Origin of the sequence: Burkholderia sp. Tr-862, from assembly GCF_011753085.1 — a bacterium.
Lineage (GTDB): Bacteria > Pseudomonadota > Gammaproteobacteria > Burkholderiales > Burkholderiaceae > Burkholderia > Burkholderia ambifaria.
The window spans coordinates 37,484-49,879 of record NZ_VWWG01000012.1; the positions used below are offsets into that span (position 1 = coordinate 37,484).

A 12,396-nucleotide genomic window follows, 5' to 3' on the forward strand; every position below is an offset into this window, starting at 1 on the left:
GGCCGCGCGGGCCGGACGTTATTGCGCGGGTGCGGGCGTCGACGGCGCCGGCGCGCCGAGCATCGACGGCGGCGTCATGTCGGTCGGCACGCCCTGGTAATCGGCGGGATCTTGCGGCGGGTGGCCGCGACGGGCCTGGCGGGGATCGCTGGAACAGCCGGCAAGAATGGACGCGGCCAGCACGGCCAGCATGAAACGGGTCATCGGGAAGGCTCCGGAAAACGGCGCGCCCATCGCGCGCCAGGACCGCGCCGAGTCTAGCGGAATTCCGGGTTAGGGGTCGTCCCGCGGATGTTCTAGTATGAAGGCATGGCGCTGTGCCCGTTGAAAGGAGGCTGCCATGTCGTCTGAAGAAATCGCTGGCCTGATCGGCCTGTTCGTCGGCCTGATGGTGCTCGTCGCCCTGTCCTACTTCGAATCGCGCGAATACAAGCGCAGCCACGGCGGCGAGGGCATGATCCATCACTGGATGGCCGAACACCACCTGCTCGACTGGCGGCGCAAGCACTAGGCAAGCCGCCCTGTCGTCCGGGCCGCCGCCTGCGCGACCCGCCCAGAACGTGCGCGCCCCGCATGGTGGCTACTGCGTATTGTTCAAATTAACAGGGCCGGATAGGCCAGCATCGTTCGAATAGCCGAACGCCGTCACGTGGCTGCCACGTGACGGCGTTCGCACGCGTGCGCGCCGCAAACCGGCGCGCCGCGCGATTCGGTTTGGTCAGCCCAGGAAGTGCCGGGCGTAGCGGGCGTTGATGTCCGACAACCGGAACAGGGTCAGGAAATCCGCGCAGTTGAAGTCGGGATCCCAGGCGGGCGCGCCGCAAATCTTCGCGCCGAGGCGCAGATAGCCCTTGATCAGCGGCGGCGGCGCGACGACGGTGCCCGTCTGCAGTTCGTCGACCGGCAGCGCCGTATGCGGGAATGCGCGGTATTCGGGCGCCGTCAGCGAGTTGGCCGACAGCGACTGATACAGGTTCGCCGCATAGTGGCCGCCATCGGCCATCGACACGCTCGCGCAGCCGAGCATCGTCTCGTAGCCGTTCTGCATCATGTAGGCGCCGAGGCCGCCCCACAGCGCCATGATCACGGCGCCGCTGCGGTAGTCGCTGTGCACGCACGAGCGGCCGACCTCGACCATCTTGCCGCGCAGGTGCGTCAGGCGCGACAGGTCGAATTCGCCTTCCGCGTACAGACGGCCGACACGCGCGGCCTGGTGCGGCGGCAGCACGCGGTACGTGCCGACCACTTTCAGCGTGTCGAGATCGCGCACCAGCAGGTGGTCGCAATAGGCATCGAACGGATCGACGTCGAGACCGGACGGTCCGCTGAGCTGCGCGCCCATCTCTTCGGCGAAGACGGTGTAACGCAGGCGCTGCGCCTCGCGCAGTTCGTCTTCCGTGCGCGCCCAAGCGGCACGCAGACGGTACTCGGATGTGACGGTTTCAGCAGCGCGCGGCAGGTGACGCCGCGTCGTGTCGAGGGGAAGCGAGGCAAAAGGGAGCGTAGGCGTCGGCAGTTCTCGCATTAGGCTTTCCTGATCGTAAGGAATAGGACGACATGCCAGCCAATGTAGTAACCGGCCGTTACCATTCTGTGGCACGACCGTGTCCTTTCAATGACGTGTCGCCGAATTGACTTTAGCAGAAAGCTTGCGAAACCGTATGATCAATCCCTTCAAACCTCTTCACACAAGGTCCGGCGTCAACAACGCACGCAGCACAGCCTGACGGCTGCCGTCGCGCGTTCGACTTGCGACCCACACGATGCCGCCCTTCTTGATGCTCCAGCTGTCACCGTTGCCGGCGATCAACTGCGCGGCGACGCTGCCGAGCGTCGGCTGGTGCCCGACGATCACGACCGTCGGCGCGATGCCGTCCGGCCAGCCGGCGGCCGCCAGCACGTCGTCGACGCTGCCGCCCGGCGCGAGCGCATCGACAGTCCGGTACTGGTCGGTCAGCGCCTCGACGGTCTGCACGGTGCGTGCCGCCGGGCTCGCGAGGATCACGCTGCTCGACTCGAGCCGGCCGCGCAGCCATTTGGCCATTGCCTGCGCTTCCTTGCGCCCGCGGGCCGTCAACTGGCGTGCGAGGTCGTTTGCCGCGTAGTCTTCGGCTTCGGCGTGGCGCCACAGGATCAGGTTCATCATGATGTCTCTCCATGCATCGGCGAACGATCCGGTCGCGCACGTGCGTGCCGGACGATCACACTCTGAATTGTCGCCAATCGTGAGCGATTCGTGATGATGTGCGCCATATGCATAACGTGATTGACCCGGTCACCCATTAGACGATAGAATCTTTGGCTCGTCGGAGCGTAGCGCAGCCTGGTAGCGCATCTGATTTGGGATCAGAGGGTCGTAGGTTCGAATCCTATCGCTCCGACCAAAGGAATCAAGGGGTTAGCGTAAGCTAACCCCTTTTTCTTTGGGGCAATCGGCCGCATTGCTACTCGTTTGCAATCGGCTGGATCGACTCCCATAAGGAACTGCGCCCGATGGCAGCCGATCCCGTCTCTGTTCAGCACCGCCTTTTCATCGCCCGTAAAGATCCTGTATCGGCTTCAGCCCGTCTTGATATCAACGGCACTCAGCTCGGCGTTCCGCTGAGCACTTTGCACGCCAATGACCAACCGGGCATGATGGTCGTGCGGACGCGCATGATGAGAAAACAGACGATCGCATCACCGCTCATAATCACGACCTCGATCCAATGCGCTCGGCATACACGCCAACTCACCATGTTTCGGAGCGTCTCGTTTCACATTCCTCACGTCGCTCAGACCTCGGTATACGATACCGACTGCGACGCCACCAGCTTCGGCGGCGTCGGACATGCGCAGCGACAGAGGTCGTCACTCAACGCCGACTGTCGACCATCCGGCCCGGTGCTTGAATGACGTGGGCCGTCGCACTCAATCACGCCGAGTGTCTTGCACACCGGGCACCATACCGGATCGTGTTCATACGCTTGTTCGCGGTCGTGCAGCATGTCCAGTCCGTCACCGTCCTGCACGATGCCTCCGACGGTCGTCGTGTCGCCTTTCACGATGTCGTAGCGTCGCATGTCGCCTCCGCTCAGACGGCGCCTGGCCGCAATCGCAGGCTGTTCAACAGCGTGTCCCACGTTTGCAGTGCGCCGGCCTCATCGACCGGTGACGTCGCCTCGTCAGGTTTCAAATCGGGGCTGCTCGCGCCGAGCAGCAGCTGAATAGCGGTATGCGGTTTCGCCAACGTGCTCGGATCGCCTGGCGCGAGCAGATAGAAGCGGTACGACGTGATGTCGCCTTCCTTGAGTTCGAACAACACTTCCTCGGCTTCCATCCCTGCCACCGTTCGCTTGCCCTGTCGCAGGATTCGATAATGTCCGGACATCCGGTCCATCTGCGCGCGTAACTGCGGCAACGTCCTAGTCAGTGACTCGTTTTGATTCGAGCCCACCGCATCACGCATCTGAATAACCAGTAACGCCGGTCGGCCCGGCATCAACGCGAACGACTGGCTAACTTCCTCGGTATAGTTCGATGAGCCCGTGACAATCCCGCCGTCGAAGCAAAATCCCGACTCAGCCGGAATAGTCCAGTTGTCTCGCGCTTTAATGCGACGAATCGTGTCGTTATATATTTCCTCCGCACGATCGATAGCAGTTGCGCCAATCATTCCTTTCGTTCGAATCAATTTTTCATCAAGGAAAATGTAACCCTCAGTTTCAAAAGGAAGTTTTTCAACCTTTGCCACGGCATCTTCAAATACAAAAACCCGGGAATTGGGCGTCGGCGAAAAGACCTTCTCCAACCATGCGCGACCGGTTTTTTCTTTCAAATTTACTGGATTAACGCGCTGCTTAGTTCGCAGGTCTTTTTCCCGCGCAGCAATTTCAGCTTGGTATGTCGCCGACGAGACGTTATACTGGGTTGTCAGCTTCTCCCCCCGAAAATCATATCGCTGATTCGAAATCTTGCTCGCTGCCGGTCGATCGAATACGAAACGGCCAATGCACCACGGGCGCGGCTTGGACAGCAAGGAGTTAGTCATTGTTGGTTCCCCCGAAAACACAGTCGTACAGGCGCACACGCCCACCACAAGCAATAGAAACTTCTGCAAACCTCTCAACATGACGGCTCCGGCGCATCCTGCGCAATATGTACAATGCTGTAGAGTAATGCCCATCGCGTCCATGAATGGTCATAGCTACCTTGGTGATCATAGCCCCCCTGCAAAAAAGCCAATTGCACGCCTTGAGCCGGATCGCCTTTTACCCCTGGCTTCAGGCCGCGCGCCTGCGCTTCGGCTGACCATGTGGGTACCGTACCATCCCCCGGAATAATTCCGTTCTTATCTGGATCGGGCGCCGTTGCCCCGGCGGGAAGGTTCGCGACCTTTTGAACCTCAAAATCGATGGACAGCTTTCGCGAATCCAAATATACCCGTACATTACCTGTATGCGAATCATCGGCGCGCATGAATCTTGCAGCCCGCAGCTCTTCTTCCGTTACGCCCGGAGGGATATTCCCCTTCCAAATCACTTTGCCAAAAGTTAGCACCTCGTCGAGCGACTTCCCTTTTTCCACGCTCGGTTTGCCCTTACTCGCGCTCTCCACCTTGGCATCGGCGTATGATTTTTGATTCAACGCCCCGATGTCGTTGTATGCCGCGTACGTCTTTCCATGATAAACGCCTGTAATTTGACTCTGTTTTGTAACAACGTCCTTCAGGAGATACTTGAATTTCTGAGCAACGGTTAAATCCTGATTGTCGGCCTTCAACTTCTTTGCCACCGTTCCAGCCGGGTCTAGTAAAGACTCGTCTGGAACCAATCCGTACCAATTCGAATTGAGATAGATTTCGTTGTAAGCATCGCCACCCTTTGGCAACTGCATTACCGGTTCGCCATTGAGCCGGGCGAATACCCACCACGGTTCACCGTTGATGTAGTCGGGCATTGGTATCAGTTCCAAAGGCCCTGGCGCATTTGCCATCACCGCCACGAATTCGTTGGCGTCACGACCGACCAAACTACCGTTAATGAAGCTGTTCATTCCGCCTTCATTACCGCCACCGGTCCTGAACCGCTTCACGGCAACCGGCGCCCCGGTCGCCGGCTGCACGTTATGAAACACCCCGTGCATCAAATCTGCCGCACCATGCATTGCAATCGCCATCCGGGCCACCAAGCCCCCCATGGAATGAGTGAGGATGATTGCCTTACCGCTATTGTTCTCAGCAACGATTTCCTTGATTCCCATTAACCGCGTCGTTTTCTGCGTCTTCGGATCAAGGTAATTGGAACCATCGATCACCTGCCTTGCCGAGTCGGCGTTCGACTGCAACCAGTTATAACCGATGGCGTACACGCGATACCGAAACTTCGAGAAATGCTCAAATTCCGAAGAGTCCAAGGTAATCTTTTCGCCCTTACCAACCGCACCGTAGTCGGCTGGATCGGTGTCAATCACCGGCTTGAGCGTCCATTTATCGCCGGTGACATCAGGCGTAACCCACGGCCCATGCGGGTCCCCCAGAAGTTTCGGCTGGTTCAGGGTCTCTTCGAGCCATGCCAACACCGGATGGTAGCTCGTGCGGTGAATCGAACCCCACCCGCGCCGCCTCGCTTCTTTTTCGTCAACGAACTGCTCAGGGGTATCGTTCTTGCCGTGTTTGCCGACATTGATCGGTCCGAGTGGTGTCACCGCAGCCTTGGATGGATCGAATTGTTTTTCCCGTGACGACGCGCTCGTGAACCACAAGCCAATAAGCGCCGGGAGGGCGCCTAGTTTTCCGAACATGCCATCCGTGTTCGGCGCAAAGAAAAGTTCGTCGCCATTTACGTTATCCGTCAGCAATGATCCCATCACGCCCGGCAGAAAGATCACCGGGATAATAGGTCGTACATCACAGAGCAGTTCCTTCTGCCGTGTATCACTCGCTGGAGTGAGCGTGAATGTTCCATAAGACGAGCCGTCCGGTGCGGTCCGCCCCATCTGGCGCACAACCTCGTGTTCGGCATCGTCGCTGAATGGCGAGTCGCCCCCTTGATTACCTGCCTGATTGTCGCTCATAGGATTTTCTGGATCAGTTTCAATCGGTCACGAAGAGATCATTCCGAGCCGTTGCCCGAACTCGCGGGTAGCTCCGGACGAAGCGCATGCAATTTCAGCGTCTCGATGTCCTCATTCTTCTGCTCAGCAACGTGGCCCAACTCATTCGTCATTCCCTTGATGCGAGTGCCGTCGCCTCGCACCAGTTCATAGGGGTGATTCTTCAGCACCTCGCCAGAGATGCGATCTCGCAGCACATAGGGATCGTTGAATTTGGCCTGCGGCAGGCTGTTCATGTGCTGTGCAATCGAACTCGGCCCTTGACGGCTGAGCGATGCCGATTTGATCGTGCGCGGGCCTTGCGTGCCGTCTTCGATGCCAGCCGCCACCCACTTGGTGTACGAGCCGCCCGCCTTGATGAGGATTTCATCGGCGTCGAGCACAATGCGCTTGGCCTTCACAGTCACGTCTTTACCCGCATTGATGTTCACGTCATCCGTGTTGGCCGACAGTTTGATCGGGCCTTTCGCCGTCACAAAGAACGCACCGAGTTTCTGCGCGAAGAAGCTCACCTTTTCCGCGGCCGCCACGACGAACGACCTGCCCGTTGCAACGTACGTATTCTCGTTACTGACGACGTTGACCTCTTTTTCGGCCACGATATGCGTCGAGTTGTCTGCGACCAGTGCAATGTCCTTCGGCGTCGATACCAATATGTTCGGCTGCGAGAATCCGTTGGCGCTGCCAGTACCGCCACCCGCCGTCACCCCGCCCGACGTATCGCCCGACACCGGATGCTGGATGTCCTTCGACAGCGCCTTTAGCGCATCTTGGCCGGTTTGCAGCGATTCAGCCTGAGCGGTTGTGCTGGCGCTAGACAGCGATTCGACCAACATTCCCGCCTGCTGCAACTGCGAGCGCGCCTCGTCCACGCCCATCTGCTCATCGTCGTAGGATTTCGAGTGCGCACTGATGGACAACCCCTTGCTGGCACGAACTGCACCGAACTCGTCTGCGTGCAGGATGAAACCAGCGCCCAAATACTGTCCGCGCGTGTTGCCTTCATGCTTGATCAGGTAGCCCTGCGTCAGCGCCGCATAGCTCTTGCCGGTATAGCTGACCAGCCGCGTGCCGCCTTGATTCGTAGAATCGTCATGGACGAACGAGTTGTATGCTCCGGTCTTGCCAAACCCCTCCGACTTGAACCCGGACAGCAACGCGTTCGAATGCCATTGAGACGGTGTCGTGCCGCCATTGATCCGTCCCAACACGAATGGCTTGTCACAGTCACCGTTCCAGTAACCGACGATGACCCATTCCCGCGCCCTCGGAACGTGAACCGCTCCATAACCGTTCCCGGTATCGGATTGAAGCGACGACAGCAACGGTGAGGAATTGAAGGCGTCCGGTGGATTCTTGCGATCCCATGCGAAATGCACCCTGATCTGGTTTCGGTCGTTCGTCCACGCTTCCGCGCCATCCGGGGTCACGACAAGCGCGTGTTCGATCGACATGACCGGCTTCGGATGATCCAACGGATTCCGGTATTCAACAGCCGTGGGTTGCGCTTCGACTTCGAGCACGAAAAATCCGGCCGAACCATCCGCCTCATGTCCAAGCGTCTTGAACCGCTCACGGTGAATCGCCTGTTGCTCGGCCAGCGTTGCACGAAGACTTTGCGGAAACTCGGCCGTCTGCTGGCCGATCGGGACGTTGTTCTCGATGAACCAACGCGCCTCAACCACCAGAAACTCTCGCTTCTTCGAGTCGCCGTCGTCGTGGCGGGGATGTCCGTTCAAGACGAACCGGGAACCGGCATCGAGCCACCGCACACCACCTACGCCGAAATATCGGCTTGCACGTGCATCCCATATCTGCACTCGCCGTTGCGCTCGCACCTCACCATTATCCGAACTGGAGTAGCCGTAAGCGGTCGATTCATAGACCGTCATCGGCGCATCAGGAACGCTATGCTCAACTTCCTGGCGGTGCTCCTCCGTGACATAGCTCGTCGCGCCAAGCCCACTCTCAACCTGAAAATTGGACGCGGGCCGCTTGTAATCGAACGCACGCGACATGTAGCGCGTGCTCTGCATCGTCTGCACCGCGGCCCAATGGGCGAAGCCGTCTGATTCGTTGCTGTCGTTCGCCCGAATGAATTCAACTGACTTGGCGTCGGGAAGTGTCGAGACGCGGTCTACGATTATGAGCGTCGTCTTGGGAGCGTCACCTTCGCTAACCTTTTCGTGAACCCAGTAGCAATACCAGCCCTCTTCTTCGGCCAAGCGGTTCACGAAGTGAAGATCGGATTCACTTTGCCTGCACCACGAACGCTTGGCAGGATCGGACGACAGCGCGAAACGGTACTGTCCGCGTAGCTGCGGATACCGATCAAGCACGTCGGAAATGATCTCGCGGGCGTCTTTCTCGAGCCAGCCTTCTTCGTTGTGGGTTTTCTCGAGAAAGGTCAGCGCCGATGAAAACTCGATCTGGTATGTGGAAAGACCACCGTTCCCACCCAAATAGGCGACCCGATGCACGAAACCGTGGACCGGACGATAGACGGGAACCGCAAAGGGAGCCGTGACTTGCTGAATCTGCAGGGTGACAGGCTGATGCATCAGCGACAGCAGCGCAGTATCATCGCGCGTCGACGCAACGTCGATCGTGTACGAATAGTCACGCCCGATTCTGGCCGAGCCGCGCGCACGTAACGGCACCAGCGCATTCTTGCCGAGCGGCGTATTCAGCATCAACAACCGCCCCTGCTGCAAAACACCCTTACTGATCGCCTCGTAGAAGTCGCGAAACTTCAGGTCCCCGAGTGCGGACGGTCTGATTTCCATTTTTCGTTATCTCTCTCAGGTTCGACCGTCCCGTCAGTCGCACAAAGACAGTCAGCCATCGCGACAGCAAGTCGCTCGCGCGATTTTAATCTAAAGTCTGACAAATATGGTTCGACCTGACAGAAATTGACGCCCGGTTGCCTAGCGAAGCGGAGGCTCACGTTCAGGCGCGATCGAGCGACGCGAATCATTGTCACAAGTTCTTGAGCCGTCCTTCGGCGTCGGAGGTGACATGGGCGAGGAGGTTCCGCAAATATTCGTCGCGCAGGACGAGCACCTTCTGAATCGCGACCATGCCATCAGCCGCAGTCGTAAATTTTCCTTCAGCCTTACGCGAAAGGCGCAATCGAAAGGTGTCGCTGCAGCGACACGGAACAAGTCCAGGCCGGCTCGCCCCTCCGTCACTTCGAAAAAGAAGTGGGCTGCGAAAGCGAATGGGGCGGCGGCCTGGTTAAATGGGAGGCGTTGCCCGCTCATGAAGAAACTACTGTGGTTATCGAAGGCCGAGAGTGGGCGGATCGGAAAATTGCAGTGGCGGGAGCAGGTTGCGGCAAAAAAGGTAGATGGTTTCCCCAATAAGCCAAGCCCATGTCATTTCCATCTTGCAAATATTGAGACTGAAACAATGAAAAAATTATTAATATCATTTTTTCCTCTATTGCTTTTCTCTTCGACGCATCTGGCATCAGCCGAACCCACCCATGAAAAGAAAGCAATATTAGGTCGCTCTTATATGTGTGATTTTGGGAAATACGGGGTGGTTACGATCGATACTCGAGACCCCGGCGCTTCAATAACCATTGGAGGCGTTCGCCACCCTGCAAAAGATGGCGGCTACTTCTATCAGACCGATGATGGGAAGTTTGCAATTGCATTCAACCCTAAAATGACAGCTTGGACGTATTTAAGCGGGGACGATCCAGATGGAATAACCGACTCTCACTGTAAGGTTCGCACCAACAAGAAATAATGTATCCAGGGATGATGTGCTCATTCCATACATGGCCTCTTCAATCGGAAGTTTTCCTCAGTTCATGACTAGATTTTCCGAGAGCCTTGCGCCCTACATGGGCAATATTTCGCCCACGCACGATGAACGCTGTACTCCATTGACGGTAGCCCACGGTTATATCTGAAAACCAAACTGAAATGGAGTTCGACGGGTGGTGAATCTAGTCCGACCGCGGTGGTGGTCATTACGGCGTCACCGGCGATGCGCTTTGACGGCCGCTGCGTCGTCCGCAAGGGCGATCGCACGCCGTGCCACGCTTTCACATCGTCCACCGCGCCCCCACCCCGCGCACGAATCTTGCGAGAACACGCGATAATATCCGTGACCAACCCGCAACCGAGCATGAAAAACAACGTTCTCAAGACCGCCCTGTTCGGCGCGCTGCTCGCATTCGGCGCGTCCGGCGCCGCGTCGGCCAAGTCGCTCGACGACGCGCTCGACTGCCATTCGAACGGCCACAAGTTCGTCGCGCCGCTGCTCACGGCCGGCGACATCCAGTCGGAGCCGATGCACGTCGAAGCGAATTCGGTCAACGCGTTCCGCACGAACCATCCGCTGACCGCCTACGGCTTCGGCGTCTACGTCGTGCTTGGCTACCAGGCGAACGATCCGATCTTCCAGCCGGGCGACGGCACACCGATCGGCGACTGGGCATATGGTGTCGTGGTACGCGGCACGAAAAGCGCCGTCGAACAGGCCGTCCGCAAGGCCGGCAGCGACGCGACCGTCAAGCAGGCGTTCCCGTTCCTGACCGCGATCGTGTGCTCGGACTGAGCGCGTCGCAAGAAAAGCGGCGCGAGCGCGCCGCGCCGGTGCCGGAGCCGTTCCCGGGAGGGCGTCTCGTTACGCGCCCGTATAAACCACGCGATACGGAATGCCGACCTTCTCCCACTCGGCCGCTTCCTGGCTGAGGCTGTAGTCGGTCAGCGGGTTCTGCTCGACCCACGCGCTCGGCAGGCGCACTTCATACCCGCCCTTCTTCATCTGCGACACGGAAATGTCCGGCAGCCCGGCATCGGTCCGGCGCCGGCACAGCAGCGCCGCGAGCCGCAGGCAGAACAGCAGCGGCCATTCGACGTCGCGCGCCTGCGACAGCTTGCCGAGCTTGCCCGCGTGCCCGAGCACGAGCGCGGCAAGGCGCGCCTGGTCGGTGCGCGAAAAACCCGGCATGTCGGCGTTGCTCGCGATATAGGCCGAATGCTTGTGATACGAACTGTGCGAGATCGACAGCCCGATCTCATGCAACGCGGCGGCCCAACTGAGGAACATCCGGGCTTCCTCGCGCGCTTCGTCGTCGGCTTCCTCGAGCTCGTCGTAGAACCGCACCGCAAGCGCACCAATGCGTTCGGCCTGCGCGCGATCGACGCCGTAGCGGCGCGTGAAGCCCTCGACGGTCACCGCGCGCATGTCCTCGTGCTGGGTCCGCCCGAGCAGGTCATACAGCACGCCGAGACGCAGCGCGCCGTCGGTGGTATCGACATAGTCGACACCCAGTTCCTCGAATACCGCGAGCATGATCGCCAGGCCGCCGGCGAGCACCGGCACGCGATCGGGCTTCAGCGCGATCAGCTTCAGCCGGTTCACGTTCTCGGACTTGATCAGTGCACGCTTCAGGCGTTCGAGCCCGCCGCGCGAAATGCCATGCGTAATGCCCGCGTCGTTGAAGCCGTTCGCCTCGACGAGCTCCGCGAGCGCACGTGCGGTGCCCGACGAGCCGATCGCCTGGTCCCATCCGGCCTTCTTGTACTCGCTGGAAATGATCTGGATCTCGCGCTTGGCCGCGAGTTCGGCCTGCCGCATCGTGTATTCGTCGACGTTGCCGGCCGGAAAGAACGCACGGCTGTGGCTCACGCAGCCGATGTAGAGACTCTCCATCACGATCGGCGTGTAGTGCGAGCCGATGATGAATTCGGTCGAGCCGCCGCCGATGTCGACGACGAGCCGCTTGCCGGCGCTCGCCGGCACCGAATGCGCGGCACCCGCATAGATCAGGCGCGCCTCTTCGCGGCCCGCGATCACTTCGATCGGAAAACCGAGCGCCGCTTCGGCCTCGCCGAGGAATTCGCCCGCGTTCTTCGCGACGCGCAGCGTGTTGGTCGCCACCGCACGCACATGATCGGGGTGGAAATCGCGCAGGCGCTCGCCGAACCGCTTGAGCGCCTCCCAGCCACGCTCCTGCGACGCGCGATCGAGCATCTTGTCGCTCGACAGGCCCGCGGCCAGTCGAACGGGCTCGCGCAGCGCATCGACGGGATAGATCTGGCTGCCCGCCGGCGTTTCCTCGACGCGCCCGACGATCAGCCGAAAGCTGTTCGAGCCGAGATCGACGGCAGCCAGCAAGTGGGGGGATGTAACCATCAGAAGGGGGCTCCGTGCGCGTTCGCCCGCGGCAGCCGCTCCGGCCACGCTGGACGATCAATCAAAGGCGACATTTTAAGCGTGGAACGCTTGCCGTTGCCACGCTTCACGGGCATGTACACGGGGAGATTGTATATGGCCAAAACA

The 12,396-nt window shown here is 59.5% G+C and carries 10 protein-coding genes, 1 tRNA gene and 1 pseudogene; 4 read left to right on the top strand and 8 right to left on the bottom strand.

The window, feature by feature from the left end:
* Positions 1-18: 18 nt before the first annotated feature.
* Entirely contained in the window at positions 19-204 is a 186-nt protein-coding gene (locus F3J14_RS06460; RefSeq protein WP_166722296.1) for a hypothetical protein, read from the bottom strand.
* Positions 205-340: 136 nt separating this feature from the next.
* Here F3J14_RS06460 and F3J14_RS06465 point away from each other — a divergent pair, with 136 nt between their 5' ends.
* Complete coding sequence (locus F3J14_RS06465) at positions 341-511, top strand: hypothetical protein (RefSeq protein WP_166722297.1); 171 nt, start codon at positions 341-343, stop codon at positions 509-511.
* 207 nt (positions 512-718) lie between these two features.
* Here the strand turns inward: F3J14_RS06465 and F3J14_RS06470 are convergent, their stop codons facing one another.
* Together F3J14_RS06470 and sixA are read right to left on the bottom strand one after the other, a co-directional pair.
* Positions 719-1,525: a GNAT family N-acyltransferase gene (locus F3J14_RS06470; RefSeq protein ID WP_166722298.1), complete on the bottom strand. Its 807-nt coding sequence runs from the start codon at positions 1,523-1,525 to the stop codon at positions 719-721.
* 159 nt (positions 1,526-1,684) lie between these two features.
* Complete coding sequence (gene sixA / locus F3J14_RS06475) at positions 1,685-2,146, bottom strand: phosphohistidine phosphatase SixA (protein WP_166722299.1); 462 nt, start codon at positions 2,144-2,146, stop codon at positions 1,685-1,687.
* A gap of 161 nt (positions 2,147-2,307) precedes the next feature.
* Here sixA and F3J14_RS06480 point away from each other — a divergent pair.
* A tRNA-Pro gene (locus F3J14_RS06480) sits at positions 2,308-2,384 on the top strand.
* 390 nt (positions 2,385-2,774) lie between these two features.
* On the opposite strand, the gene F3J14_RS06485 is transcribed toward F3J14_RS06480, so the two are convergent.
* The 4 genes from F3J14_RS06485 to tssI form a co-directional block, all read right to left on the bottom strand.
* Entirely contained in the window at positions 2,775-3,062 is a 288-nt protein-coding gene (locus F3J14_RS06485) for a PAAR domain-containing protein (RefSeq protein ID WP_166722300.1), read from the bottom strand.
* Between the two features lie 11 nt (positions 3,063-3,073).
* Positions 3,074-4,030 carry a T6SS immunity protein Tli4 family protein gene (locus F3J14_RS06490; RefSeq protein WP_211080331.1) on the bottom strand — a complete coding sequence of 319 codons (957 nt, stop codon included), beginning with the start codon at positions 4,028-4,030 and terminating at the stop codon, positions 3,074-3,076.
* A gap of 74 nt (positions 4,031-4,104) precedes the next feature.
* Positions 4,105-6,054: a putative lipase gene (locus tag F3J14_RS06495; RefSeq protein ID WP_166722302.1), complete on the bottom strand. Its 1,950-nt coding sequence runs from the start codon at positions 6,052-6,054 to the stop codon at positions 4,105-4,107.
* A 38-nt stretch (positions 6,055-6,092) separates the two neighbouring features.
* Positions 6,093-8,879: a type VI secretion system tip protein TssI/VgrG gene (gene tssI / locus F3J14_RS06500; RefSeq protein ID WP_166722303.1), complete on the bottom strand. Its 2,787-nt coding sequence runs from the start codon at positions 8,877-8,879 to the stop codon at positions 6,093-6,095.
* A 417-nt stretch (positions 8,880-9,296) separates the two neighbouring features.
* Between tssI and F3J14_RS06505 the strand changes: the two are divergent.
* Both F3J14_RS06505 and F3J14_RS06510 read left to right on the top strand, forming a co-directional pair.
* Positions 9,297-9,480: pseudogene (locus tag F3J14_RS06505) on the top strand (hypothetical protein); the annotation flags it as partial.
* A gap of 753 nt (positions 9,481-10,233) precedes the next feature.
* Positions 10,234-10,665, top strand: a complete 432-nt coding sequence (locus F3J14_RS06510; RefSeq protein WP_166722304.1) for a hypothetical protein — start codon at positions 10,234-10,236, stop codon at positions 10,663-10,665.
* A 69-nt stretch (positions 10,666-10,734) separates the two neighbouring features.
* Here the strand turns inward: F3J14_RS06510 and ppx are convergent, their stop codons facing one another.
* On the bottom strand, positions 10,735-12,249 hold the full coding sequence (ppx, locus tag F3J14_RS06515) for an exopolyphosphatase (protein ID WP_166722305.1): 1,515 nt from the start codon (positions 12,247-12,249) through the stop codon (positions 10,735-10,737).
* Between the last annotated feature and the right edge of the window lie 147 nt (positions 12,250-12,396).

What these genes read in the sequence shown, in the direction of transcription:
- F3J14_RS06460 (WP_166722296.1), bottom strand. Translation starts at nt 204, where the DNA reads ATGACCCGTTTCATGCTGGCCGTGCTGGCCGCGTCCATTCTTGCCGGC.
- F3J14_RS06465 (WP_166722297.1), top strand. Translation starts at nt 341, where the DNA reads ATGTCGTCTGAAGAAATCGCTGGCCTGATCGGCCTGTTCGTCGGCCTG.
- F3J14_RS06470 (WP_166722298.1), bottom strand. Translation starts at nt 1,525, where the DNA reads ATGCGAGAACTGCCGACGCCTACGCTCCCTTTTGCCTCGCTTCCCCTC.
- sixA (WP_166722299.1), bottom strand. Translation starts at nt 2,146, where the DNA reads ATGATGAACCTGATCCTGTGGCGCCACGCCGAAGCCGAAGACTACGCG.
- F3J14_RS06485 (WP_166722300.1), bottom strand. Translation starts at nt 3,062, where the DNA reads ATGCGACGCTACGACATCGTGAAAGGCGACACGACGACCGTCGGAGGC.
- F3J14_RS06490 (WP_211080331.1), bottom strand. Translation starts at nt 4,030, where the DNA reads ATGACTAACTCCTTGCTGTCCAAGCCGCGCCCGTGGTGCATTGGCCGT.
- F3J14_RS06495 (WP_166722302.1), bottom strand. Translation starts at nt 6,054, where the DNA reads ATGAGCGACAATCAGGCAGGTAATCAAGGGGGCGACTCGCCATTCAGC.
- tssI (WP_166722303.1), bottom strand. Translation starts at nt 8,879, where the DNA reads ATGGAAATCAGACCGTCCGCACTCGGGGACCTGAAGTTTCGCGACTTC.
- F3J14_RS06510 (WP_166722304.1), top strand. Translation starts at nt 10,234, where the DNA reads ATGAAAAACAACGTTCTCAAGACCGCCCTGTTCGGCGCGCTGCTCGCA.
- ppx (WP_166722305.1), bottom strand. Translation starts at nt 12,249, where the DNA reads ATGGTTACATCCCCCCACTTGCTGGCTGCCGTCGATCTCGGCTCGAAC.